Genomic DNA, 24022 nt, shown 5'->3' on the forward strand with positions numbered 1-24022 from the left:
GACGCGCGAGGATGCCTCCGCGGTGTGCCGCGCGTAGCGTTGTCGGATCATCGACCGCCGCATGTCAGGAGAGCATCCGTGACCAGCCGAACCCGCGTCTCAGCCGCGCACACCGAGGTGTGCCTGCACGAGGCCGGCGCGATGTGCGCCGAGGTGGGAGCGGGTCACGACATGCACCTCCTGCAGCGGCGACTCGCCGCCGCGACACCCAGCCGCTGGGTCGACGCCATCGCGGGTCACGCGGACGCCGACGGCTGGCTCGATCTCGCCGGCCTCGACGGGGTCGTGCTGACGCGCGTCTGGCACCACGAGCACCTCGGCGGTCTCGTCCGCGCGGGCGAGCCCGTGGCACTGCACGAGGGCTACCACGTCCTGGCGCTCGCGGGCGGATGGCTGAACGTGCGGGACGGGCGCGACCCGCGCTGAGTCGCGCCCGCCGCCGTCTCGGTCCGCGGTCTCGGGCCGGCCGTCACATGGCCGACGGCTGCATGCTCGCCATGAGCGCGTCGCACGCGTCGGCGCAGTCCATGCACGCCTGAGCGCACATGCGCATGGCCTCGCTCATCTCGGCGTGCGCCATGCACTCGGCGTGGCACGCCATGGCCATCGCCTTCATCGCCTGGAGCATCGCCATCATGGGCGCGGCCTGCATGCCCATGGGGCGCATCATCATGCGCGACATCGCGTGGCACATGTCCGCGCAGCTCATGCACATGCTGCGGCACATCGCCATGTTGGCGCCCATGTCCATGTCGGCGCACATCGTGCACGCCTGCTCGCACGCCATGCACGCCTCCATGCACGCCTGCATGAGCGCCTGGTCCATCGGCATCATCATGTCGGCGGGGGCCTCGGCCATCATCCCGCTCATCATCGTCTTCATGTCCATCGTCGACTCGCCTTCCCATCTCCGCGCGAGTCGACGTCCGACCCGGATGAACGCGGGATGCGCTTCATGACGGAATGTTACGGGGCAGGCCGAACGGATGTCGATGGCCGATCCTCGGGATCGGCCATCGACATCCCGTGGATCACTTGAGCCCTGTGGTGGCGATGCCCTGCACGAGGTACTTCTGCCCCGCGATGAAGAACCCGACGATGGGCAGGAGCGACACGACCGACATCGCGAACATGGGCCCCCAGGACGACTGGCCCTCCGAGTCCATGAACTGGCGCAGGGCGAGCGGCACGGGGTACAGCTCGCTGTCCGTGATGTAGATGAGCGGCGAGAAGAAGTCGTTCCAGGTCGCGATGAACGTGAAGATCGCGGTCGTCGCGAACGCGGGCGTGCACAGCGGCAGGATGATGCGCCAGAAGATGCCGAACGTGCCGCAGCCGTCGATGCGCGCCGCATCGTCGAGCTCGCGCGGGAGCGCGCGCATGAACTGCACCATGAGGAAGATGTAGAACGCGTTCGACGCGAGGAAGTGGGGCACCACGAGCGGGAGGTACGTGTTCACCCATCCGAGCTGGGAGAACATGATGTACTGCGGGATGAGCAGCACGTGCCCCGGCAGCATGAGCGTGCCGAGAGTGAGGGCGAACATGAACCGGCGGCCGGGGAACGTCAGCCGTGCGAACGCGAACGCCGCCAGCGCCGTCGAGAACAGCGTGCCCACGATCGAGAGGCCGACGATGATGAGCGAGTTCACGAGATAGACGTCGAACGGGTGCTCGAGCGCCGTCCACCCCTCGACGTAGTTCGCGAGGTCCCACTCCGCCGGCCACAGCCCCTGCTCGCGGAAGATCCGGTCGTCGGGCTTGAACGAGCTCGACAGCATCCACAGCAGCGGATACAGCATGAACAGGCCCACGCCCGCGATCACGACATGGCGGAGGAACCTCGCCTGCACACTCCGACGGCGGCGCCCGACGACGCGCACGTCCTGCGGGGCTCTCCCCCACGACCGCCGCCTGCGGACGACGGTCTGCACCTCGGTGACGGTCATCGCTCGTCCTCGTCCTCGTAGAACACCCAGTGCTTCTGGGCGATGAAGTTCACGGCCGTGAGCGCCGCGATGATGAGCAGCAGCAGCCACGCCAGCGCGGACGCGTACCCCATGTTGAACCGGCCGAAGCCCTCGATGTAGAGGTTCAGGTTGAAGAACAGCGTCGACCCGGCGGGGCCGCCCGAGCCGTTGCTCATGACATAGCCCTGCGTGAACGTCTGCAGCGATCCGATGAGCGACAGCACCAGATTGAAGAAGATGATCGGGCTGATCAGCGGAACCGTGATGAATCGGAACTGCCACCACTTCGTCGCGCCGTCCACGGCCGCGGCCTCGTAGTACATCGCCGGAACCTGCCGCAGCGCCGCGAGGAAGATGACCATGGGCGACCCGAACGTCCAGATGTTCAGCATGATCAGCACGCTGAGCGCCGTGTCCGGATCCGACACCCACGCCGGCCCGTCGATCCCGAACCACCCCAGGGCGGCGTTCACGACACCGCGCGTGCCGAACAGCTCCCGCCACAGCATCACGATCGCGACGCTCGACCCCAGCAGCGACGGCAGATAGTAGATCGCACGATAGAACGACAGCCCTCGTAGACCGTGATTGAGCGCCATCGCGACGCCCAGCGCCGCCACCAGCGACAACGGCACCGACACGAACGTGTACACGAACGTGACGACGAGCGACTGCCCCACCCGCGGATCCGACATCATCGCGAAGAAGTTGTCGAGCCCCGTGAACACGGGAGCGTTCAGCAGGTTGTAGTCGGTGAAGGCGAGGTACAGCGACCACCCGAACGGGATGATCGTGAGGAGCATCCCTCCGTACCACGGGATGAGGAAGACGTAGCCCGACCAGTCGATGCGCCCCGAGCGCGTCGGCCTCCGGCGCGGACGCACGGGCCCCGGCGACGCGGTCGCCGTGGGCGGCGGCAGCGTGGCCGTGGCCATCAGCCCAGGCCCATCGTGTCGGAGGCGACCTGCAGGATCTGCTTCGCGGCTTCCTGCGGCGAGGTGCGCTCGAAGGTCACCTCGACGGCGATGTCGGCGAGCGCGTCCTGGATGGTCGTGCCGCCGATCGGGTCGGGGCGCGAGATCGGCAGGTCCTCCGCACCGAGGCCGGAGATGTACTCGATCGAGCGCTGGTCCTCCTCGCCGAGTCCCGAGGCGATCGCGTCGGCGACGACGGTGCTGATCGGCAGCCCGCGCGTGGGCCCGACGGCCTCGTTCCCCTCGACGCTGTTGACGATGAAGTCGAGCAGCTGCAGCGCCGTGTCCTTGTTGGGCGACTGCTGCCCGATCGACCAGTACATCGAGGTGTCGATGGACATCCCGCGTCGAGCGCCCTGCACCTCACCGGGGATCCGGAGCAGCTCGAGCGGGCTGCCCGTGGCGTCGGTGTACGCCTTGAGGTTGTTCGTGGGGATGATCTGCCCCGCGACGAGCCCCGTCGCGATGGGCGACTGCTCGGTCGCGCCGCCCGTCACCTCGATGAAGCCGGCGGGCGCGAGGCCGCCCGTCTTCCGCTGCTCGAGCGACATCGCGAACCAATCGGCGAGCGTCTGCTCGCTGGCGCCGAACGTGCCGTCCTCGTTGTACATCTCCTCCCCCGTCTGCCGGATGTAGACGACGAGGTTCTGCACGGTCGAGAAGTCGAGGTCGACGCCGTACACCTGGCCGCCCGAGGCGTCGGAGACCGCCTTGCTGAAGGCCCACAGCTCATCCCACGACCATGTGTCCCCGTCGGGGATCTCGACGCCGTACTGCGCCGTGAGATCGCGGTTGATCACGAAGCCGACGGCGTTGAGGCCAGCGGGGATCCCGTACAGAGCGCCGTCGACGAGACCGAGCGGGCTCGTGGACGGGACGTCGTCGAGGTTCAGCACATCGAGGTGCTCGTTGAGATCGAGGAGGGCGCCGCGATCCGCGTACTCGCGCAGTCCGTCGCGCCGCTGGTTGAAGAGGTCGGGCACGTCGCCGCCCGCGAACCGCGTCGCGAGCTTGTCGGAGTAAGGGCCCGAATCCTGGTACTCGGTCTTGATCGTGAGGCCGTCGTGCTGCTCCTGGAAGATCGCGAGCATGGCCTCGGTCGCCTCCGCTCGTGCGGCGTCGCCCCACCAGATCATGTCGAGCGAGGACGCCGACGCGGTCGGCTCACCGCCGATGCCGAAGCGGTTGCAGCCTGCCAGGAGGAGGGCCGACGCGCCGAGCCCGAGGCCCAGCAGCGTCCGTCGGCTCATCTCCACTCGTGATGCGCTCACAGTGTTCCCTTTCGCCTCGTTGCGATGGATGGTCCGGAGAAACCGGTTTCTGCATCCTATGCCGCGAGCTGGGGGCGCTGTCAAGCGCACGTCTCGACGTGCCCGCGTACGCGAGGCGTCGGCCTGTGCAACGTGGGAACGGAGTGGTCGGGCCTACGCCGGCGCGTGCCGTCGGCCCAGCGGCACGTCGTCGGCGCAGGTGCCAGGCGTCACCCCAGGCGGACGGTGCCCTGCACGACCGTGCGGCTCTCGCCGCCGACCCAGACGACGCCATCGGCGTCCGTCGTCACGACGACGTCGCCCGCGCGTCCGAGCGCCGTGCCCTGGCGCGCCGTGTAGGCGGGCGGGAGCACGCCCTCGCGCGTCAGCCAGATCGCGAAACCCGCGTTGAGGCTCCCCGTGACGGGGTCCTCGCCGACCCCGATGCCGGGAGCGAAGGCGCGGACCTCGACGTCGGCCGCTCCCTCGGGGTCGCGCGCGAGCACCCCGACCTTGAGCGCGCCCATCCGCGCGAAGTCGGGTCGGAGCGAGCGCACGAGGTCGGCGGAGTCCAGCACGATGCCGATCCATCCCGGACCGTTGTCGATCCACGCGACGCGCTCCACGTCGCCGTGCGCGACGCCGAGTGCGGCGAGGGCCACCTCGACGGTGTCGTCGTCGACGGGTCCTGAGCGCCGCAGCTCCGGGGCGGCGAACGCGAGCCGCTCGCCGTCGCGACGAAGCTCGACGAGGCCGATCCCGCACTCCTGCACGATGCGCTCAGCGGAGACCGGCGCGCCGCCCGATTCCAGCCACGCATGGGCGCTGCCGAGCGTCGGATGGCCCGCGAAGGGCAGCTCGCCGCCCGGGGTGAAGATGCGCAGACGGTAGTCGGCGCGAGGATCGACGGGCGGGAGGAGGAACGTCGTCTCCGAGAGGTTCGTCCAGCGCGCGAACGCGGCCATCCGCTCCTCGTCGACGCCGACGGCGTCGTGCACGACGGCGACCGGGTTGCCGGAGAGCGCCGAAGGGGCGAAGACGTCGACCTGGGAGAAGGCGTGGGTGCTCATCCCCTCAGTCTCCGCCCCGCGGCGTGCTCCGCGAGCCATCGGCACCGGTCCACCGCAAGGTGGGTGGACCGGCGCCGCGCGCCGCGGCCGGCCGGCCGATGAGGCGGGTCAGACGAGCTCGATGCGGGCGCGCTCGTCGTTCAGAACGATGACCGGGGTGACGGTGGGGTGTCCGGCGCGGCGGATCGCCTCGAGGTCGACCTCCAGCAGCGGCGTCCCCTCCGTCACGCGCGCGCCCGCTTCGACGAGGGTGCGGAATCCCTCGCCCTTCATCGCGACCGTGTCGATCCCGACGTGGATGAGCAGCTCCACACCGCCGGAGAGCACGAGCGCCACGGCATGGCCGGTGTCGAACACGTGCGCGACGGTCGCGTCGGCGGGCGCGACGACGGTCCCGTCCGTCGGCTCGATCGCGATGCCAGGGCCCATGATCCCCTCGGCGAACGTCGCATCGGGGACGGAGGCCAGCGGCACGACGGCACCGGCGACGGGCTGGCGCAGGCGCACGACGGCGGCGGGCGGCGCCGCCACGGCCGTCGTCGTCGCGGCGCCGGGATCGGGTGCCACGGCGACCGGATCACCCGCCGCAGGCTCCCGCAGCTCGCCCGACATGAGACCCTCCATTGCGTCCTTCACGAACTGCACGTTGAGTCCGTAGACGACCTGCACCGAGGTGCCGCCCGGCTTGATCGTGCCGGCGGCGCCTGCGCGCTTGAGCGCGGCGTCGTCGACGCGCGCCACGTCGGCGACCTCCATGCGCAGCCGCGTCGCGCAGTTGTCGAGCTCGACGATGTTCCCGGCGCCGCCCAGCGCCGCGAGGAACCGCGACGCCGTCGCGAGGTACTTCTCGTCCGCGCTGCCGGCCGCATCGGCCGAAGCCTGCCCGTTCTCGAGGAAGTCGTCGTCCTCGCGACCCGGCGTCTTCAGATTCCAGCGGAGGATCACGAAGCGGAAGACGAGGAAGTACACCGCGAACCAGAACGCCCCCATCACGAGGATGATCCACGGGTTCTGCGCCATCGGGTTCACCCAGCCGAGGACGAGGTCGATGAAGCCGCCGGAGAAACCGAAGCCCATGCGCACGGGGAGGATGGCGCTGATCGCGAGCGAGATGCCCATGAACACCGCGTGGATGAGGTACAGCACGGGCGCGAGGAACATGAAGGCGAACTCGAGGGGCTCGGTCACGCCGACGAAGAACGACGAGACGGCGCCCGAGAGCAGGATGCCGTAGACGATCTTCTTCCGCGCCGTCTTCGCCGTGACGTACATCGCGAGCGCGGCACCCGGCAGACCGAACATCATGACGGGGAAGAACCCGGTCATGTACTGGCCGGTGACGCCGTACTCTCCCGTGCCGGAGAGGAAGTTGTTGAGATCGTTGATGCCGGCGACATCGAACCAGAACACCGAGTTGAGGGCGTGGTGCAGGCCCGTGGGGATGAGCAGGCGGTTGAGGAAGCCGTAAAGTCCCGCACCGAACGGCCCGAGCGTCGCGATGAACTCGCCGAAGGAGACGAGCGCGCCGTACACGAGCGGCCACACGAAGAAGAGCGCGATCGAGAGGACGAGCGAGAACCCGGCGGTGACGATCGCGACGGACCTCTTCCCGGAGAAGAACGACAGCGCGTCGGGCAGCTTGGTGTCCTTGAAGCGGTCGTAGCAGAACGCGCCGATGAGACCGCAGATGATGCCGATGAAGACGTTCTGGAGCCGCCCGAAAGCGGGGTCGACCTCGTCGAGACCGGCGCCGACGAACAGCGCGACGGTGTCGGGCTTCAACAGCGTCGTCACCGTGAGCCACGACACCAGCCCCGCGAGTGCCGACGTGCCGTCCGATTTCCGTGCCATACCGAGGGACACGCCGATCGCGAACAGAAGCGGCATGTTGTCGAGGAGCGCGCCGCCCGCTGCACTGAGGAAGGTCGAGACGAGGTTCGGCTCTCCTCCGTTCGCTCCCACGATCCAGTAGCCGATGCCCGACAGGATCGCGGCGACCGGCAGGACGGCGACCGGGAGCATGAGCGACCGGCCGAGTCTCTGGAAGAACTTCACTGTGCCTCCTAGGGTGCGCACACGGGTGGTGCGCAGCTGTGTGATGCCGATGACGGTACCCCCTCGGAGCAGGCCGGACAAGCTAATCGTTAAAATCCCTTACAAATCCGCTCCGCCGCGCCATGACGCGGCTCGAGGCGATGCGCGCCCTATGCTGGACAGCGGTGGCAGAAGCGGACATGACCCGGTCGGGCGATGACGAGGTGGACCTCCTCATCGACGCGTGGTCGACCATCCTCCCGGACGTCGACCTCTCGCCCCTCGACGTCATGTCGCGCCTGCGCCGCGTGGCCCGCGACCTGCAGCGCGTGCGCGAGGCGGCGTTCTCGGCCGCAGGTCTGCGCGCCTGGGAGTTCGACATCCTCTCGCTGCTGCGCCGCTCCCCCGACGGCTTCTCCATGACGCCGTCCCAGCTCGCGTCGTGGACGACGGCCACGAGCGGGACGATCACCTACCGCATCGAACGGCTGGAGGAGCGCGGCTACCTCGTGCGGACGGACAACCCCGCCGACCAGCGCAGCCGCATCGTCACCCTGCTGCCGGCGGGGAGCGAGCGCGTCGAGTCCGCGATGCGCGTCCTCGTCGCCGCCGAGGCGGACCTGCTCGACGGCCTCACCTGGAACCAGGTCGCCTCGCTCATCGAGTCGCTGCGCACGATCGGCGCGTCGGCCGAGCGGGACGCGCGCCGCTGAGCGCGAACCGGCAGGATGGCCCCATGACGATCCGCCAGCGCCTCATCGCCGAGCTCCTCCGCGGACGGAGGGCGCAGCTCCAGCCCGAGGACATCGGGCTGCTCCGCGACGACGTGCGACGCGTGCCCGGTCTCCGCCGCGAGGAGGTCGCAGAGCGCGCCGGCATCAACCGCGACTACCTCATCCGCCTCGAGCAGGCCCACGGCCATCTGCCGTCGCCGCAGGTGGTCTCCGCGCTCTCGCGCGCGCTCCTCCTCGACGTCGACACGACGGAGTACTTCCAGCAGCTCGCGCAGACGAGCGCGACACGCGCGCTGTCGCGGCGCGAAGGCCTCCCCCAGGGCGCATTCGAGATCCTCCGGCTGCTGGAGCCGAACCCCGCCTACATCACGAACGCCGTCCACGACATCCTCGTCGTGAACACGGCGTGCGGGGAGGCGGCCGGCGGGTTCCTCGAGGAGGGTCGGAACCTCCTCGAGGAGGTCCTGCGTCGCGAAGCCGATGCGCCGTTCGGCAACGAATGGCTGCAGACCGCCTCGCGTCTCGTGGACGCGTTCCGCTTCCACGTGCTGCCGGACGATGCCGAGTACGTGCGCCGCCTCGCGCAGCTTCACGACCGCTTCGAGACGTTCCGACGGCTGTGGGCTCGTCAGACCGCGCGCAAGCTGACGGATGCGACGAGCCTGTTCCACGATGGCCGCACGGGATGGCGGAGGCACACCTGGCAGACGCTCATCGTGCCGGACCACCCCGACTCGCTCCTCACGATCATCCACCCCCCGCTCACCGGGAGCGCTCCCGCAAGAGAGTGAGCACGATGTGCAGGACGCTGCGCCGCAGGCCGTCCGCGAGCTCCTCCCGCACCTCCTCGGGCAGGTTCTCGAGACGGTAGTAGAGCGTCGTCCGATGGATGTGCAGCCGCCGGCAGGCTTCCGACACGCGTGCGCCGGCATCGAGGTACACCTCCACCGTCCGCCGCTGCTCCATGTCCCCCGAGCGCCACAGCGCGAACGCACCGGGAGAGGCGCGGCGCAGCAGCGCGGTCGGCACGTCGACACGGTCGATGAGCTGTCGGATGGCGCCGGGCAGCTGCGCTCCGTCCGCCTCGAGGTCGCCGAGCACCTCCGACACGGCGGGCGCGAGGTCGCCCTCGTCCGCACCGATCTCGGTCGTCCTCACGACGATGCCGTCGGCACCGTGACGGCGCACCGCTCCGTCGACCCACGCCCGCGCGCTCTCGCCGAGGCGGCTCGTCGAGACCACGACGACGGGCACCCCCGCCACGTCGCCGATGTGCCACACGGCACCGCGGCCATCCGCCTGGAGCGCCGTCGCGAGGCGCCTCGCCGCCGCGGGCTCGGGGCCTCCAAGGACGATGATCGTCGACGGAGAGCCGGCGTCGAACCAGCGGCGCGACCTGGCGTGGGCCAGCGCCCGCTCGCGCACGGAGTCGTCCTCTGCGAGCAGCCGCCGGAACACGGTCGACCGCGCCGGCGAGAGCGCCCCCTCCGGCGCCCGTGCGGGATGCGTCCCCTGGGCGGCGGCGTCGCTCGACGCCCCCTCCGTGTCCGACATCCTGCTCCGTCCCGCGGGAGCACAGCGCACCCCTCGGTTCGACGCTAGAACGCCGCGTCGGCCGCGAGGGTGGCCCTGTCGCACCCAGGAGCCGGGATCGCGGCCCTCCCCCCGCGCGAATTCCGACGAACGTCTGACACGCCCTCACGCCGCGCGCGCCGTTCAGTCGACGTCTCCCCGCCACGCTCCCGTCTCGGAGCCGCGCGACTCGATGAACTCCTTGAATCGCGCGAGGTCCTTCTTCACGGCGTGGTCGTCGATCCCCAGCGCGGCGCCGACCGTCTCGGTGAATCCGGACGGCTCCCAGTCGAGCTGCACCGTGACGCGCGTGCTCCCCTCGCTCAGGGTGTGGAACGTGACGACGCCGGCATGGTCGGCATCGCCCGACACGCTCGTCCACGCCACGCGCTCGTCGGGGTGCTGCTCCGTGATCTTCGCGATGAACTCCCGCTCGGCACCGCCGATCGTCACCTTCCAGGCGAGCGTCTCGTCGTCGATCTGGCGGATGCCGTCGACGAATCCCAGGAACTCCGGGAAGCTCTCGAACTGCGTCCACTGGTTGTACGCCGTCGTCACGTCGACGTCGACGTCGATGGTCTCGATGATGCGGGCCATGGCCGTCCTCTCCTTGTCCGTCGGGGGTCCGCCCATCGTGCGACGGGTCAGCCCGGCGACGGAGGGGCTTGCATCGGACCGCGGCTGCGCGTATCGGGCGCGCGACCGCGAGGTCGCCTACCCTGGAGGGAAGCGGGATGGCAGGGGGCGACATGAGGGCAGCGGAGCGGCGCATGGCGGACGACCGGCGTGCGCTCTACGCGTTCGACGAGGCCGTCGAGCGTCTCGCCGAGGAGGCTGGCTTCCTCGCCGCCGGCCCGAACCGGCAGGCCGCACGCTATGTCGAGCATGCGACCTCCGTCCTCGCCGAGGTGCGGACGAGCGCGCACCGGCTGGCCGCGGCGGGTGACGACCCGATGCTGCGCAAGAGCGCGCGGCGGCGGATGAGGGCGCTCGCGCGCTCGGTCGCCGATGCCGGCCAGCGCGACGCGGAGCACATCGCCCGCGGGGTGGCGCACCTCAGGGTCGACGGCGATGCCGCGCCCGGGTGGAGCGGAGCGCTCCGGACGCAGGCCGCACGGGCGGCGGCGTGGGGCGTCGAGAAGTGGACGGGGTCGCCCCTCGCTGCCGCCGAGCTGCGGAGCCCCCGGGCGGCTGCGGAGGCAGACCGCACGGCGCTCGCGATCTCCGAGCACGGCAGGGCGCCCGTCCGTCCGCGGGCGCGCACCTGGATCGCCGTCGGGCTCTCGGCGGCCGGAGCCGCCGCCGTCGGGGGCGCCTCGCTCGCCGTGTACGGCGCGTGGAGCCTCGTGGGCGTCCTGTTCGGGGCCGGCTGACATCCGCCGCGATCTCGTGCCCGGGTAGGCTGACCGGCGGGGAGGGGCCCAGGAGGGAAGAGCCGTGAGCACCGCAGAGGACGTCGCCCGCCGCGCCGTCGTCGACCAGTACCGCATCGTCGGGGAGCCGCCGGAAGCCGACCTCGAGGGGATCGTCCGCCTGGCTGCCACCCTCTGCGGCGTCTCGACGGCCGTCATCAACATCATCGACGACCGCTCGCAGCATCAGATCGCCGCCGTCGGCCTGGAGCCCGCGGTGTGCTCACGTGAGGACTCCATGTGCGCCGTCGTCATCCGGCGACCCGAGCACGTCGTGGTCCCCGACGCACGGGAGGATGCGCGCTTCGCGGCCAACCCGTTCGTGACGGGGGAGATCGCGCGCGTCCGCTTCTACGCCTCGAGCCCGCTCGTGACCCCGTCCGGCGTCGTGATCGGCACCCTGTGCGTCTTCGACGAGGACACCGGGGAGCTGCCCCCGGATGTCAGCGAGGCGATGGACCTGCTGGCGCGCCAGGTGATCGACGTCCTCGAGCTGCGCAGGATGACCCGGGCGCTCGGCGAGGCGAACGCGCAGCTCGCGCGCTTCGCGGGTCAGGTGAGCCACGACCTCCGCAATCCGCTGACCGCGCTCTCCGGCTTCCTCGAGCTCGCGGCCGACAGCCCGGAGATGGCGCGGGCTCCGCAGGTCGCCCGCGCGGTGTCGCGCGCCGAGTCAGCGGCCGAGCGGATGACGGCGATGATCGCCGATCTGCTCGCCTTCGCCCGGGCGGGGGGCGCCCTCCCTCGTCTCGCCGACGTCGATCTCGGGGCCGTGGCTCTCGCGGCGCGCGACGACCTCGACGCCGCGACGCACGCGACGCACGCGCGCATCGAGGTCGATCTCGACGCCCGCGTCAGAGGCGACGCCACGCTGCTCGGCGCGCTGCTGCAGAACCTCCTCGCGAACGCCGTGAAGTTCACGGCGGCCGCCGGCCGCGAGCCGCGCGTCCGGGTCCACGCCGAGCAGCTCGCCGGCGCGTGGAGGGTGCTCGTGGACGACAACGGTCCCGGCATCCCGGAGACCCGGCGCGACGACGTCTTCGCACTCCTGCACCGAGCCGCCTCCGACGGGGTGCCGGGGCTCGGGATCGGCCTGTCCACATGTCAGCGCATCGTGCAGGCGCACGGCGGTCACATCGGCATCGACGACGCCCCGGGCGGCGGGGCGCGCGTGTGGGTCGTGCTGCCCGCCGCGGATACCGCCCGCGCGGCCGCCTGACAAGCCCGTCGCCGGGCGCGCCGGGCCGCCGTAGCGTCTCCGGCATGACCCGCTTCGGATACACGCTCATGACCGAGCAGAGCGACCCGCGGTCGCTCGTGCGCTATGCGCGGGGCGCCGAGGAGGCCGGCTACGACTTCCTCGCCTGCAGCGACCACTTCTCGCCCTGGCTCGTGAGCCAGGGGCATGCGCCGTACGCCTGGACGCTCCTCGGCGCAGTCGCCCAGGCCACCCGCGACATCGAGCTCATGACGTACGTGACCTGTCCGACCATCCGCTACCACCCCGCTGTCGTCGCGCAGAAGGCGGCGACGCTCCAGCTGCTCTCCGATGGCCGGTTCGTCCTCGGGCTGGGGTCCGGCGAGAACCTCAACGAGCACGTCGTGGGCGAGGGATGGCCGTCGGTCGCCGTCCGCCAGGACATGCTCGTGGAGGCGATCGAGATCATCCGCGCCCTCCACCGCGGCGACCTCGTCACGTACGAGGGCGCGTACTTCCGCGTCGACTCCGCACGGGTGTGGGATGCCCCCGACGGCGGAGTGCCGATCGGCGCGGCGGTGTCGGGTGCGGAGTCGGTCGCCCGATTCGCTCCGCTCGCCGACCACCTCATCTCGACGGAGCCTGATGCCGCGCTCGGCGACGCGTGGGACGCGGCGCGCTGCCCCGCCGCCGCGTCCCGGCGCATCGGCCAGGTGCCGATCAGCTGGGATCCCGACGAGGGCACGGCCGTGGCCCGCGCGCACGAGCAGTTCCGCTGGTTCGCGGGCGGATGGTCGGTGAACGCCGACCTGCCGACGCCGGCCGGGTTCGAGGGAGCGAGCGCGTTCGTCCGGCCCGAGGACGTGGCAGAGCGCATCGCGTGCGGCCCCGACCTCGACGCCCTCGCGGAGAGCGTGCGCCCGTTCGTCGATGCGGGATTCACCGACATCGCGATCGTGCAGGTGGGAGATGCGCAGCAGGAGCGCTTCGTCGCCGAGGTCGCCGCGCCGCTCCTCGAGCGCCTGCGCGCCCTGTGACCGCGCGACCCGCGTGCAGCAGGCGCCCGGATCTGTCAACCCCGCCCCGCCGCCTTGGCGGCGGCCCCGCGCGCGAGCCACAATCGCCTATCGCCGCGGAACGCGGCGATGTCGAGAAGGAGGAGAGATGACGCTCATCGCCGAAGGCCCCGCGCACGTCGCCACCCGCCCGACGGCCCCGTTGAGGTCGGCGCACCCCAGCCTCGGCCGGGCTCCTGACGCCACGCTCATCCCCGTGAGCCTCACGTGCTACCAGGTGGCGCTGGGCGACTCGGTGAAGGGCTACATCTGCGTTCAGGGATCGGGGTGGGAGTGCTTCTCCGGCTCGCACATGGCCGACGCGGTCTCGATCGGCTTCCGGGCCACGCTGACCGTCGCGATCCGCGACCTCGTCGCCGACTCCCCCGCCGCGTGACGGATCCGATCATGGGACGAGACGACATGACCGACGCCGAGAAGCGGCACGACCAGCTCACCTCGGCGCCCGACGCCGTCGAGGAGGATGCGGCGCCGCGCATCGACGTCACGGAGCACGACGGCGTCACGCGCATCGACGTCCGCGAGGACGCTGCCGTGCGCCCGGGGTTCGGCTACCCCGGCGAAGCGGCCGAGCCCTCCGACGAGGACTGACGTGACGAAGGAGGGGGACGGCACCGGGAAGGCACCCCGATCGCCGTCCGACCTCCACCGCGAGGCGTGGTGGCTCGCGCTGCGTCGAGCCGCGCGCGGCTTCCTCACGGACGCGTGTCCTGACGCCGCCGCGGCGCTCACCTTCTACAGCGTCCTCGCGCTCTTCCCCGGGCTGGTCGCGGCGCTGTCGCTGCTGGGCGTCGTCGGCCAGGACGACGAGGCCGCGCAGCTGGTCCTCGCCGTGCTCGGCGACGTGGCCCCGCGCGCGGAGGAGGCCGTGCGCGAGCCGATCCTCGAGATCGCCGCCTCCGACTCCGCTCCGTGGGTTCTCGCCGCGGGCCTCGCGATCGCCCTGTGGTCGGCATCACGGTACGTGGGCGCGTTCTCGCGCACGATGAACGGCATCTGGGGGCGCGAGGAGGGCCGCCCCGTCGTGTCGCTGAAGCTGCACCAGCTCGGCGTCACGCTCATCTGCTCCCTGCTCGCGGCGCTCGGGCTCGCGGGCGCGGCGATCTCGACGCCCGTCGCACGGGCGATCGGCGACATCGTCGGCGCGGGCGACACGGGTGTGCTCGTCTGGCGGATCGCCCGCTGGCCGTTCCTCCTCGCGATCGTCGTCGTCATCGTCGCGATCCTCTACCACACCGGTCCGAACGCGCGGCGGCCGCGGTTCCGCTGGGTGAGCATCGGCGCGCTCTTCGCGATCGTCGTGCTCGCCGCGGCGTCGGCGGGCTTCGCGGTGTACGCCTCCGACCTCGCCGACTACGAGCGGCTGTACGGGTCATTCGCCGGAGTCGTCGTCGGCCTGCTGTGGATGTGGATCGCGAACATGGCGCTGCTGTTCGGCGCCGAGGTCGATGCCGAGCTCGAGCGCGCACGCGAGCTGCAGGCCGGGCTGCCCGCCGAGGAGGACATCCAGCTGCCGATGCGCGACGCCCGCCGGATCCTCCGCAAGGCGCGCACCGAGCGCGAGGAGAAGCGGCTGTCGGGCGAGGTCCGACGGAACGCCCGCTGAGCGCGGTCAGGTCTGCGCGTCCGCCACGCGGTCGGCGTGCCCGAGGGGCTTACCGGGGGCGATGAGGTCCCTCACGCGGCGCTTGAGGTCGGTGATCTCGGGGAACCCGCCGTCCCGCTTGCGGTTCCACAGGTGCACGTCGTCGACGTCGATGCGGAACACGCCGCCCGTCGCGGGGACGAGGGCCACCTCCCCCGCCTCTGCCTCGAAGGTCTGCAGCAGCTCGCCGGCATACCACTGGGCGCGGAGCAGCCAGCGGCACTGCGTGCAGTAGGTGATGACGATGCGGGGTCGGGCCATTCCGTCAGGATGCCACACCCGTCCGCCTCAGCGCCGCCGTCGCGACAGCGGCCGTCGGCGGGCCCCCACCACGGGGACGGGCGCCGTGACGACGGCATCCACGACCATCGATCCATCCGTCGGGCCGATGACGGCGATGGGCGTCGTCTCCGTGGCCACCTGCGCCGCGATCGGCCGGGAAGCGAGCCTCCGGTGCGCGCGGACGTACGCGGGGACGAGGATGAAGAGCGCCGCCAGCCAGGCGAGCGGGTTGCTCGCCGCCACCCCGACGAACCCGAGCGCCGCCCCCAGCGCGACCGCGGCGAAGACGCGCGCGACGAGCTCGACGACACCCGTCAACGTGGGCACGACCGTCTGCCCGAGCCCCTGCAGCGCACCGCGGAGCACGAAGAGCACGCCGAGGAACGTGTACGTGACGCCGTTGACGACGAGCATGAGATGCGCCTGCTCGACGACGTCATCCGACCCCTCCCCCACGAACACGCGCACGATCGATGCGCCGAAGGCCACCAGCACCCCTCCGAGCACGACCGCGCCGGCCACGGCCATCCAGACAGACTGCACGACGCCGCGGCGGATACGGTCGGGGCGTCCTCCGCCGAGGTTCTGCGCCGTGTACATGGACACCGCGAGCCCGAGCGACTGCAGGAACGCCAGAGCGAGGCTGTCGACGCGCGAGGCCGTCGTGTACGCCGCCACCGCATCGGAGCCGAGCGTGTTGAGGGCGACCTGCACCGTGAGCGTGCCGATCGCGATGATCGACGCCTGGAAGCCCATGGGCAGCCCGAGACGAAGGTGCTCGGCGAGGTCGGAGCGCGAGACGCGCCACTGCGCGCCGCGCACGATGAGCACGGGCACGCGGTGCCACACGTACAGCAGGCAGAGTGCCACCGACACGGCCTGCGAGACGACGGTCGCGAGGGCGGCTCCCGCCACGCCCCAGGCGAGGGGTCCGACCATGAGGATGACGAGCGCGATGTTCAGTCCGCACGCCAGCGCGAGGAAGACGAGGGGCGTGCGCGAGTCGCCGATCGCACGGATGATGCCGGAGAGCTGGTTGAAGAACATCGTCGCCGCGGCGCCGAGGAAGCTCACCTGCGTGAACACGGTCGCATCGTCGAGGAGATCGGCGGGCGTCTGCAGCAGCTCGAGTCCCGGGCGCGCGACGAGGGGCGCGACGACCGTCAGCACGAGGCTCGCGATCCCCGTGAGGATGACGCCGGAGGCGACGGACCGGCGGACGGCGTCGTCATCGCGTGCGCCGTACGCCTGCGCGGTCGGGATGGCGAAACCGGACGTCAGGCCCCACGCGAAGCCCAGGAGGAGGAACAGCAGCGGGCCGGTGGCGCCGACAGCTGCGAGGGCGTCGACGCCGAGTCGCCGCCCGACGACGACCGTGTCGGCGAACTGGTACAGCTGCTGGGCGACGTTGCCCAGGAGGAGCGGGATGGTGAAGGTCAGGATGACGCGCCACGGGCTGCCCGTGGTGAGTGAGGAGGCCATGAGGATTCCGCTGAGGAGACGGGGCCGGTGGCCCGGCCGATCGGGGATGCGAAAAACCCCCGGTTCAACCGGGGGTTCTTGGTGGACCTGAGGGGACTCGAACCCCTGACCCCCTGCATGCCATGCAGGTGCGCTACCAGCTGCGCCACAGGCCCAGACGCCGTTCGGGGCGAGCCCCGGACAACTCCTTTAGCTTACACGAGGGTTTCCGGCCGATGAAATCGGCGGCGTCCGCCGGGCGCGTCGCGACTCAGCCGTGGGCGAGGACCTGCAGGCCGATGACGACGAGTCCGAGCCCCGCCTCGGCGGCGAGCACGACGAGACGCTGCCACCACGCCATCCGGATGCGGCGGACGGCGAGGAAGCCGATGAGGACGAGCGAGAGCAGGAGCACCACGATCGAGACGACCAGCGCCGTGTCGACCTCGACGACGCCGATCCCGGACAGCACGAGGACGATGACGGGCACGACGATCACGCCGAAGGCCCCGAAGGTCGACGCGCACAGCTGCCGCAGCTCATGACGGTCGAGCATCCGCGCGTGGACGACGAGATGGGCGAGCACCTCCGCCGTGAAGACCGCGAAGAGGGCGCCCGTGACCGTCACGGCGAGCGTCGCGAGCGCGTCCCACGGCTCGACGTGCCCGTGCGCGCGCAGTGCGAGGACGACCGCCAGCGCGGCGAACGTGATGTAGATGCGCTCCTTGAGGTGCGCGGCGCGCGCCTCCCGCATCCGGGCGTCCGGCTCGACGTGCGCCATGGCGGGTCCCGCTCGCGTCAGTCGACCGAGCGGGCGGCCGGGAGATCGATCGGCACGACCGGGCAGTCCTTCCAGAGGCGTTCGAGCGCGTAGAACGACCGCTCCTCCTGGTGGAAGACGTGGACGACGAGATCGCCGAAGTCGAGGAGGACCCACCGCGACTCGGATCGTCCCTCGCGGCGGAGGCGCTTGTGCCCCGCTTCGTGCAGCTTGTCCTCGATCTCGTCGGCGATGGCGGCGACGTTGCGCTCGCTGCGCCCCGTGGCGAGGAGGAAGATGTCGACGAGCGGCAGCGGCTCTGACACGTCGAGCGCGACGAGGTCCTCCGCACCGGTGGCGTCGGCGGCCGCGGCCGCGATCTGGAGCATGTCGATGGATGTCTGTGTGGCCATCAGCCGAAGACTCCCGTGGTGTAGGCGACGATGACGGCCGCGACCACGACGATGCCGAGGCCTCCCGCGGTGATGCCGAGCGTCAGGATGAGCTTGTGGTTCTTCTCGGGAGCCGGAGGCCGGATGACCTCGCCCGGGCTCTTCGAGGTCGACACCGCGTTGCTCGCGGCGATCGGAGTGGGCGAGGAGGCGAGCGGGATCTCGCCGTCGATGAGCACGGCGTCGACCTCGCGGCCGTCCGTCGTCCCGCGTGCGGCACCGCTCGAGCCGAAGCCCTCGGGGAGCTTGTGGGAGCTCGTGATGAGCAGCTCCCCCGTCGCCGTGATCGGGGCGTTCAGCGCGGCCGTCGCCGGGATCTCGTCGAGGATGAGCGCGGACGGCGCGGACGACGACCCGCTCGACTCCTGCGGGTGCGTGAGCAGCTGATCGAAGGAGGCGGGGGCGTCCGTCACGGCGGCCTCGTCGACGTTGGCGCCGAAATCGGCGTGCACGACGGGGGCGTCCTGGACCGCTTCGGCGGCCGGCGCGTCGGAGGGCGCATCGGCCCGCGGAGCGGGAGCCGGATCCGGAGCGGAGACCGCGTCGGCGAGCGCGACGGGCGCCTCGATGAGCTCGGCCTCCACGACGGGTCGGCTGCCGTCGTCGCCCTCCGCGACGTCGGGAACGGGCACGGCTGTCACGAGCGGCATAGCGTTCGTGCGCAGGCGCTCCTGCTCGCGCAGCTGACGGCGCGTGAGCTGCGGTTCGGAGGGGGCGGGCTCGACCGGCTCGGGCTCGACGACGGGCTCGGGCTCGACGGCCGGCTCGGGCTCGACGACGGGCTCGGGCTCGACGGCCGGCTCGGGCTCGACGACGGGCTCGGGCTCGACGACGGGCTCGGGCTCGACGCTCTGTGCCGAGCCGGAGTCGTCCGCGATGATCGGCGTCTGACCGGTGTGACGCAGCTCACGCAGTTGACGTCGTGTGAGCGGACGACCGTCTGATGTGCTCATGGAGTGCTCCGATACAGATGATGCTTCGCGATGTACTGCACCACGCCGTCCGGAACGAGGTACCAGACGGGAAGATCGCGCTTGACGCGGTCTCGGCAATCCGTGCTCGAGATCGCCAGCGCCGGGATCTCGAGCTGGCTGACGACGCCGCCCGGAAGGCCATCCGTGCTGAGCACGTGCCCGGGGCGCGACACCGCCACGAAGTGGGCGAGATCCCACAGCTCATCATGGTCGCGCCAGCTGAGAATCTGCGCCACGGCGTCCGCTCCCGAGATGAAGAACAGCTCGGCGTCGGGGCGCTCCGCCTGGAGATCCCGGAGCGTGTCGACCGTGTACGTCAGACCGCCGCGGTCGATGTCGACGCGGCTCACCGTGAACCTCGGATTCGACGCCGTCGCGATGACGGTCATCTCGTAGCGCGCCTGGGCCGCAGACACGCGGTCCTTCTGCCACGGCTGGCCGGTCGGGACGAAGACGACCTCGTCGAGGTCGAACGACGTCGCGACCTCGCTCGCCGCGACGAGGTGGCCATGATGGATGGGATCGAATGTCCCGCCCATCACGCCGATGCGCGGCGGGCGCGTCGTCGTCGTCACGGACGAATGCCTAGTGGCCGTGTCCGGCCTCGCCGTGTCCCGCGCGGTCGGTGCGGTCGGCGTGGCGGTTGGCCACGTTGCGGTAGGAGGCGCCGACGAGACCGAGCACGCAGAAGATGGCGAACGCCACGATCCCGTACGGAAGGGTCTCGAGCGCGACGTTGCCGTGGTGCTCGGACTCGGCGGCGAGCGTCGCGATGGCGGGAGCGAGATGCATGGGGGGCCTTCCGTGCGCGGATCGGGGCGAACCGTTCCAGCTTACCGTCAGCCCCGCACCTGACCGGAGCCACGCCCGACCCACTTGGTGCTCGTGAGCTCCGGCAACCCCATCGGCCCGCGCGCGTGCAGCTTCTGCGTCGAGATGCCGACCTCGGCGCCGAAGCCGAACTCGCCGCCGTCGGTGAAGCGCGTGGACGCATTGGCGAACACGGCCGCCGAGTCGACCTCGGCGAGGAACCGCTCGGCGTTGCGCACATCGGCCGTCACGATCGACTCCGTGTGCCCCGTGCTGTAGGCGCGGATGTGCTCCATCGCGTCGTCGAGGGAGTCCACGACGCGCATGGCGATGTCGAGGCTGAGGTACTCGGTCGCCCAGTCCTCCTCCGTCGCGGGCACGACGCCGCCCGCGAGCGAGGCGACGGCCTCGTCGCCGTGCACCGTGACGCCCTCGCGCTGCAGCGCCTCGACGACGGGCGCGACGAGGCGGGCGGCGCCCTCCCGGACCACGAGCACGGTCTCGGCCGCATTGCACACGCTGGGCCGCTGCACCTTCGCGTTCACCACGATGTCGCGCGCCCAGTCGTCGGGAGCGGAGGCGTCGAGGACGATGTGCACATTGCCGGCGCCTGTCTCGATGACGGGGACGGTCGACTCCGTCACCACCGTCTCGATGAGTCCGGCCGACCCGCGCGGCACGAGCACGTCGACGAGACCGCGGCCGTGCATGAGGGCTCGTGCGCCGTCGCGGCCGAAGTCGTCGACCGTCTGGATGGCCTCTGCGTCGACGCCGTGCGCGGCGAGCGAGCGGCGCATGACGTCGACGAGCACCTCGTTCGACGAGCGCGCTGCGCTCCCTCCGCGCAGCACGACCGCATTGCCCGCCTGCAGCGCGATGGCGGCGATGTCCACGGTCACATTGGGACGCGCCTCGTAGATCGCGCCGACGACGCCGAACGGCACGCGACGCTGCTCCAGCATCACTCCGTTGTACATCCGCTGCCCGCGCACGAGCTCGCCCACGGGATCGGGTAGCGACGCCACCTGGCGGACGGCGCCCGCGAGCCCGTCGATGCGCGCACCGTCGAGCCGCAGGCGGTCGAGCAGCGACGCGCCGATGCCGTCCGTCTCGCCGCGGCGCAGGTCGTCCGCGTTCGCCGCGATGATCCGCTCCGCATCCGACACGAGGGCGTCGGCGATCGCGTGCAGCACGGCGGCCTTCTCGTCGCTCGTCAGCCTGGCGATGGCGCGGGACGCCGTCTTCGCACGCCTGAGCCGGTCCTCGGGCGTGTCGGTCTGCGTCGTCACGGAGGCGAGAAGGGCGTCGGCGGTCATCCCCTCAGTGTAGCGATGGCGCCCGTGGCGGAGACCCGCACGTCGGCCGGGACGAACCATGTGCCGATCGGGGCGCCCGAGAGTGCCTCGCCCACGAGATCGGCACTCGTCACGAGCGTGCCGATGCCCGCTGACGACGCCAGTCGCGCCGCCGACGCCTTCGTCGCGGCGCCGCCCGTCCCCACGCTGTTGACGACCTTCGAGCCGAACGCGTACGTCGACAGGTCGTCGTCCGCCTCGACGAGGTCGATGGGCTCCGCGCCCGGCTCCCCCGGCGGGCGCGTGTAGAGCGCCGTGATGTCGCTCAGCAGCACGAGCGCATCCGCGCCGACGAGACGGGCGACGAGCGCCGCGAGGCGGTCGTTGTCGCCGAACCGGATCTCGTGCGTGGCGACGGTGTCGTTCTCGTTGATGATGGGGAGGATCCGCAGTCCGAGCAGCCGCTCGACCGCTCGACGCGCGTTGCTCCGATGGGTCGGGTCCTCCATGTCGCTCGCGGTGAGGAGCACCTGGCCGGCCACGATCTCGAAGGGGCGCAGCGCCTCCTGGTAGCGGTAGACGAGGATGTTCTGGCCGACCGCCGCCGCCGCCTGCTGCGTGGCGAGGTCGTTCGGGCGCGAGTCCAGCGCGAGGAAAGGCATCCCCGTGGCGATCGCGCCGGAGGAGACGAGCAGGACCTCGACGCCCCGCCCATGCGCTGCGGCGAGGGCCTCCACGAGAACGGGGATGCGCCACGCGGCGTCGCCGCTGATCGACGAGGAGCCGACCTTGACGACGATGCGCTTCGCCCCCGCGATCGACGCGCGGTCCTTCGCGGTCACCGGGACTCGTCCTCGTCGAGGCGCGCGAGGCGGCGCTCCTCCTCGAGAGCCCTCTCGACCGTGCGTGCGTCCTGACGGGCGTGGTAGCGCTCGCGGCGTTCCGAGGTGGTGCGACGGCTGTTCGGGTCGAGACGGGAATCCAGGCCGCGAGGCGACTGGATGAGCTCCGCGGCGGAGGCGATCGAGGGCTCCCAGTCGAACACGATGCCCTCCTCGCCGATCACGACGGTGGATCCCGCCACCGCCCCCAAGCGGAACAGCTCCTTCTCCACGCCGAGCTTCTCGAGCCGGTCGGCGAGGAAGCCGACCGCCTCCTCGTTCTGGAAGTCGGTCTGCTGCACCCAGCGCACCGGTTTCTCGCCGAGCACGTGGTAGACGTTGCCGTAGGTTCCGCCGTCGACGCGGATCGTGAAGTCCTTCTCCGCACCACGGGGACGGATGACGACGCGCTCGCGCGGAGCCTCGACGGGAGCGGTGCGACGGTGCTCGTCGATGACCTCACCGATGGCGAACGTGAGCTCGCGGAGACCGCGGCGCGCGACCGTCGAGATCTCGAACACCCGGTAGCCGAGGGCCTCCAGGTCCGGGCGCACGAACTCGGCGAGCTCGTGGGCCTCCGGCACGTCGACCTTGTTGAGGACGACGAACTGGGGGCGTTCGAGCAGCGGGACCTGCCCTTCGGCGACGGGGTAGTTCGCGAGCTCCTGGCGGATGGTCTCGAGATCGCTGAGTGGGTCGCGTCCTGGCTCGAGCGTGGCGCAGTCGAGCACGTGGACGAGCGCCGTGCAGCGCTCGACATGGCGGAGGAACTCGAGACCCAGCCCGCGTCCCTCGCTCGCGCCCTCGATGAGTCCCGGCACGTCGGCGACGGTGTAGCGGAAGTCCCCCGCCTGCACGACGCCGAGATTGGGGTGCAGCGTCGTGAACGGGTAGTCGGCGATCTTCGGCCGGGCCGCCGAGATGGCGGCGATGAGGCTCGACTTGCCTGCCGACGGGAAGCCCACGAGCGCGACGTCGGCGACCGTCTTCAGCTCCAGGACGACGTCGCCCTCCCAGCCGGGCGTGCCGAGCAGGGCGAAGCCGGGGGCCTTGCGCTTGGGCGACGCGAGGGCGGCGTTTCCGAGCCCGCCCCGTCCGCCGGGCGCCGCGACGAAGCGCATGCCGGGGTCGATGAGGTCGACGAGCACCTCCCCGTCGGGAGCCTTCACGACGGTGCCGACGGGCACGGGGAGCTCCAACGGCTCTCCCTGGGCTCCCGAGCGGTGGTCGCCCATCCCGAACCCGCCGTTCCCGGCATGACGATGCGGCGAGTGGTGGTAGCTGAGCAGCGTCGTGGTCTGCGGGTCGGCGACCAGGACGACGTCGCCGCCGTCGCCGCCGTTGCCGCCGTCAGGGCCGCCGAGGGGCTTGAACTTCTCCCGGTGCACCGAGACGCAGCCGTTGCCGCCCTTGCCGGCACGCAGATGGAGCGTGACCTCGTCGACGAACGTGACCATGGGGGTTCCTGCCTCTCGCCGCCTGCGCGGACGGGTGGGTGTAACGAAAGGACGGGACGGGCCGAAGCCCGCCCCGTCCGGATGCTGTGCGTGCCGCGCGATTACTCGCCGGCGACGATGTTGACGACCTTGCGGCCGCCCTTGGTGCCGAACTCGACGGCCCCGGCCGCGAGCGCGAACAGCGTGTCGTCGCCGCCACGGCCGACGTTGGCGCCGGGGTGGAAGTGCGTGCCGCGCTGACGGACGAGGATCTCGCCGGCGTTGACGGTCTGGCCGCCGAAGCGCTTGACGCCGAGGCGCTGCGCGTTCGAGTCGCGGCCGTTGCGGGTGGAGCTTGCGCCCTTCTTGTGTGCCATGTCTGAGCCTCTTCCGCTTACTTGATGCCGGTGACCTTGACGCGCGTCAGGTCCTGACGGTGTCCCTGGCGCTTCTTGTAGCCGGTCTTGTTCTTGAACTTCTGGATGACGATCTTCGGGCCGCGGAGGTCGCCCAGGACCTCGGCGGTGACCTTGACCTTCGCCAGCTTCGCGGCGTCGGTCGTCACGGCGTCGCCGTCGACGAAGAGGACGGCGGGCAGCTCGATCGTCTCACCCTCGGCAGCCTTGAGGCGGTCGAGCGTCACGATGGTCCCGACCTCGACCTTCTCCTGCCGGCCACCGGCGCGAACAACTGCGTAAACCACGTTCATACCTGTTTCATTGGGGAAGCCGTGCGG

The 24022-nt window shown here is 71.1% G+C and carries 29 protein-coding genes and 1 tRNA gene; 9 read left to right on the forward strand and 21 right to left on the reverse strand.

Annotated elements, in window-relative coordinates; all coding sequences use genetic code 11:
- Positions 1-78: 78 nt before the first annotated feature.
- Positions 79-426, forward strand: a complete 348-nt coding sequence (locus ABD998_RS02950; RefSeq protein ID WP_345435764.1) for a hypothetical protein — start codon at positions 79-81, stop codon at positions 424-426.
- 43 nt (positions 427-469) lie between these two features.
- Here the strand turns inward: ABD998_RS02950 and ABD998_RS02955 are convergent, their stop codons facing one another.
- From ABD998_RS02955 to nagE, 6 genes are all read right to left on the reverse strand, one after another.
- Positions 470-889 carry a hypothetical protein gene (locus tag ABD998_RS02955; RefSeq protein ID WP_345435766.1) on the reverse strand — a complete coding sequence of 140 codons (420 nt, stop codon included), beginning with the start codon at positions 887-889 and terminating at the stop codon, positions 470-472.
- Positions 890-1031: 142 nt separating this feature from the next.
- Positions 1032-1949 carry a carbohydrate ABC transporter permease gene (locus tag ABD998_RS02960; RefSeq protein WP_345435768.1) on the reverse strand — a complete coding sequence of 306 codons (918 nt, stop codon included), beginning with the start codon at positions 1947-1949 and terminating at the stop codon, positions 1032-1034.
- Positions 1946-2905, reverse strand: coding sequence for a carbohydrate ABC transporter permease (locus tag ABD998_RS02965; RefSeq protein ID WP_345435770.1), 960 nt, complete (start codon positions 2903-2905; stop codon positions 1946-1948). Before ABD998_RS02965 ends, ABD998_RS02960 begins: the two co-directional genes overlap by 4 nt.
- Positions 2905-4194 carry an ABC transporter substrate-binding protein gene (locus ABD998_RS02970; protein ID WP_345435772.1) on the reverse strand — a complete coding sequence of 430 codons (1290 nt, stop codon included), beginning with the start codon at positions 4192-4194 and terminating at the stop codon, positions 2905-2907. Before ABD998_RS02970 ends, ABD998_RS02965 begins: the two co-directional genes overlap by 1 nt.
- Before the next feature lie 230 nt (positions 4195-4424).
- Complete coding sequence (locus ABD998_RS02975; protein WP_345435774.1) at positions 4425-5264, reverse strand: PhzF family phenazine biosynthesis protein; 840 nt, start codon at positions 5262-5264, stop codon at positions 4425-4427.
- Positions 5265-5372: 108 nt separating this feature from the next.
- Positions 5373-7319, reverse strand: a complete 1947-nt coding sequence (gene nagE / locus ABD998_RS02980; RefSeq protein ID WP_345435776.1) for an N-acetylglucosamine-specific PTS transporter subunit IIBC — start codon at positions 7317-7319, stop codon at positions 5373-5375.
- 179 nt (positions 7320-7498) lie between these two features.
- Between nagE and ABD998_RS02985 the strand changes: the two genes are divergently transcribed.
- Together ABD998_RS02985 and ABD998_RS02990 are read left to right on the forward strand one after the other, a co-directional pair.
- On the forward strand, positions 7499-8011 hold the full coding sequence (locus ABD998_RS02985; RefSeq protein ID WP_345435778.1) for a MarR family winged helix-turn-helix transcriptional regulator: 513 nt from the start codon (positions 7499-7501) through the stop codon (positions 8009-8011).
- Between the two features lie 23 nt (positions 8012-8034).
- The gene (locus tag ABD998_RS02990) at positions 8035-8823 is read left to right on the forward strand and encodes a helix-turn-helix domain-containing protein (protein WP_345435780.1); all 789 of its coding nucleotides are present in this window, start codon (positions 8035-8037) and stop codon (positions 8821-8823) included.
- Here the strand turns inward: ABD998_RS02990 and ABD998_RS02995 are convergent.
- Both ABD998_RS02995 and ABD998_RS03000 read right to left on the reverse strand, forming a co-directional pair.
- A complete protein-coding gene (locus ABD998_RS02995; protein WP_345435782.1) occupies positions 8795-9586 on the reverse strand; it encodes a helix-turn-helix domain-containing protein in 792 nt (263 codons plus the stop codon). The two genes, ABD998_RS02990 and ABD998_RS02995, sit on opposite strands and share 29 nt — an antisense overlap.
- A 162-nt stretch (positions 9587-9748) precedes the next feature.
- Positions 9749-10201 (reverse strand): SRPBCC family protein, encoded by a 453-nt coding sequence (locus ABD998_RS03000; RefSeq protein ID WP_345435784.1) that lies wholly within the window; start codon positions 10199-10201, stop codon positions 9749-9751.
- 173 nt (positions 10202-10374) lie between these two features.
- Between ABD998_RS03000 and ABD998_RS03005 the strand changes: the two genes are divergently transcribed.
- From ABD998_RS03005 to ABD998_RS03030, 6 genes are all read left to right on the forward strand, one after another.
- Positions 10375-10977 (forward strand): hypothetical protein, encoded by a 603-nt coding sequence (locus ABD998_RS03005; RefSeq protein WP_345435786.1) that lies wholly within the window; start codon positions 10375-10377, stop codon positions 10975-10977.
- A 64-nt stretch (positions 10978-11041) separates the two neighbouring features.
- A complete protein-coding gene (locus tag ABD998_RS03010) occupies positions 11042-12235 on the forward strand; it encodes a sensor histidine kinase (RefSeq protein WP_345435788.1) in 1194 nt (397 codons plus the stop codon).
- 44 nt (positions 12236-12279) lie between these two features.
- On the forward strand, positions 12280-13251 hold the full coding sequence (locus tag ABD998_RS03015; protein ID WP_345435790.1) for a TIGR03557 family F420-dependent LLM class oxidoreductase: 972 nt from the start codon (positions 12280-12282) through the stop codon (positions 13249-13251).
- 127 nt (positions 13252-13378) lie between these two features.
- The gene (locus tag ABD998_RS03020; protein WP_345435792.1) at positions 13379-13666 is read left to right on the forward strand and encodes a hypothetical protein; all 288 of its coding nucleotides are present in this window, start codon (positions 13379-13381) and stop codon (positions 13664-13666) included.
- 11 nt (positions 13667-13677) lie between these two features.
- Positions 13678-13881 (forward strand): multidrug transporter, encoded by a 204-nt coding sequence (locus ABD998_RS03025; protein WP_345435794.1) that lies wholly within the window; start codon positions 13678-13680, stop codon positions 13879-13881.
- 1 nt (position 13882) lies between these two features.
- Positions 13883-14896, forward strand: coding sequence for a YihY/virulence factor BrkB family protein (locus ABD998_RS03030; protein ID WP_345435796.1), 1014 nt, complete (start codon positions 13883-13885; stop codon positions 14894-14896).
- Between the two features lie 6 nt (positions 14897-14902).
- Here ABD998_RS03030 and ABD998_RS03035 read toward each other — a convergent pair whose 3' ends face one another.
- The 13 genes from ABD998_RS03035 to rplU form a co-directional block, all read right to left on the reverse strand.
- On the reverse strand, positions 14903-15196 hold the full coding sequence (locus ABD998_RS03035) for an Rdx family protein (protein WP_345435798.1): 294 nt from the start codon (positions 15194-15196) through the stop codon (positions 14903-14905).
- 27 nt (positions 15197-15223) lie between these two features.
- Positions 15224-16699 (reverse strand): MATE family efflux transporter, encoded by a 1476-nt coding sequence (locus tag ABD998_RS03040; protein ID WP_345435800.1) that lies wholly within the window; start codon positions 16697-16699, stop codon positions 15224-15226.
- 79 nt (positions 16700-16778) lie between these two features.
- A tRNA-Ala gene (locus tag ABD998_RS03045) sits at positions 16779-16854 on the reverse strand.
- A gap of 95 nt (positions 16855-16949) precedes the next feature.
- On the reverse strand, positions 16950-17459 hold the full coding sequence (locus ABD998_RS03050) for a hypothetical protein (protein WP_345435802.1): 510 nt from the start codon (positions 17457-17459) through the stop codon (positions 16950-16952).
- A 17-nt stretch (positions 17460-17476) separates the two neighbouring features.
- Complete coding sequence (rsfS, locus tag ABD998_RS03055; protein WP_425562930.1) at positions 17477-17851, reverse strand: ribosome silencing factor; 375 nt, start codon at positions 17849-17851, stop codon at positions 17477-17479.
- Entirely contained in the window at positions 17851-18843 is a 993-nt protein-coding gene (locus ABD998_RS03060; RefSeq protein ID WP_345435804.1) for a hypothetical protein, read from the reverse strand. Before ABD998_RS03060 ends, rsfS begins: the two co-directional genes overlap by 1 nt.
- Entirely contained in the window at positions 18840-19439 is a 600-nt protein-coding gene (gene nadD, locus ABD998_RS03065; RefSeq protein WP_345435806.1) for a nicotinate-nucleotide adenylyltransferase, read from the reverse strand. The genes ABD998_RS03060 and nadD overlap by 4 nt, the downstream gene beginning before the upstream one ends.
- A gap of 10 nt (positions 19440-19449) precedes the next feature.
- Complete coding sequence (locus ABD998_RS03070) at positions 19450-19656, reverse strand: hypothetical protein (RefSeq protein ID WP_345435808.1); 207 nt, start codon at positions 19654-19656, stop codon at positions 19450-19452.
- Positions 19657-19703: 47 nt separating this feature from the next.
- On the reverse strand, positions 19704-20990 hold the full coding sequence (locus ABD998_RS03075) for a glutamate-5-semialdehyde dehydrogenase (RefSeq protein WP_345435810.1): 1287 nt from the start codon (positions 20988-20990) through the stop codon (positions 19704-19706).
- Positions 20987-21811, reverse strand: coding sequence for a glutamate 5-kinase (gene proB / locus ABD998_RS03080; protein WP_345435812.1), 825 nt, complete (start codon positions 21809-21811; stop codon positions 20987-20989). Before proB ends, ABD998_RS03075 begins: the two co-directional genes overlap by 4 nt.
- Entirely contained in the window at positions 21808-23307 is a 1500-nt protein-coding gene (gene obgE / locus ABD998_RS03085; protein ID WP_345435814.1) for a GTPase ObgE, read from the reverse strand. The genes proB and obgE overlap by 4 nt, the downstream gene beginning before the upstream one ends.
- Positions 23308-23408: 101 nt before the next feature.
- Positions 23409-23663, reverse strand: a complete 255-nt coding sequence (gene rpmA / locus ABD998_RS03090; RefSeq protein WP_271172004.1) for a 50S ribosomal protein L27 — start codon at positions 23661-23663, stop codon at positions 23409-23411.
- Between the two features lie 17 nt (positions 23664-23680).
- Complete coding sequence (gene rplU, locus ABD998_RS03095) at positions 23681-23989, reverse strand: 50S ribosomal protein L21 (RefSeq protein WP_345436910.1); 309 nt, start codon at positions 23987-23989, stop codon at positions 23681-23683.
- Positions 23990-24022: the final 33 nt, after the last annotated feature.

This window comes from Microbacterium gilvum, from assembly GCF_039543865.1.
Lineage (GTDB): Bacteria > Actinomycetota > Actinomycetes > Actinomycetales > Microbacteriaceae > Microbacterium > Microbacterium gilvum.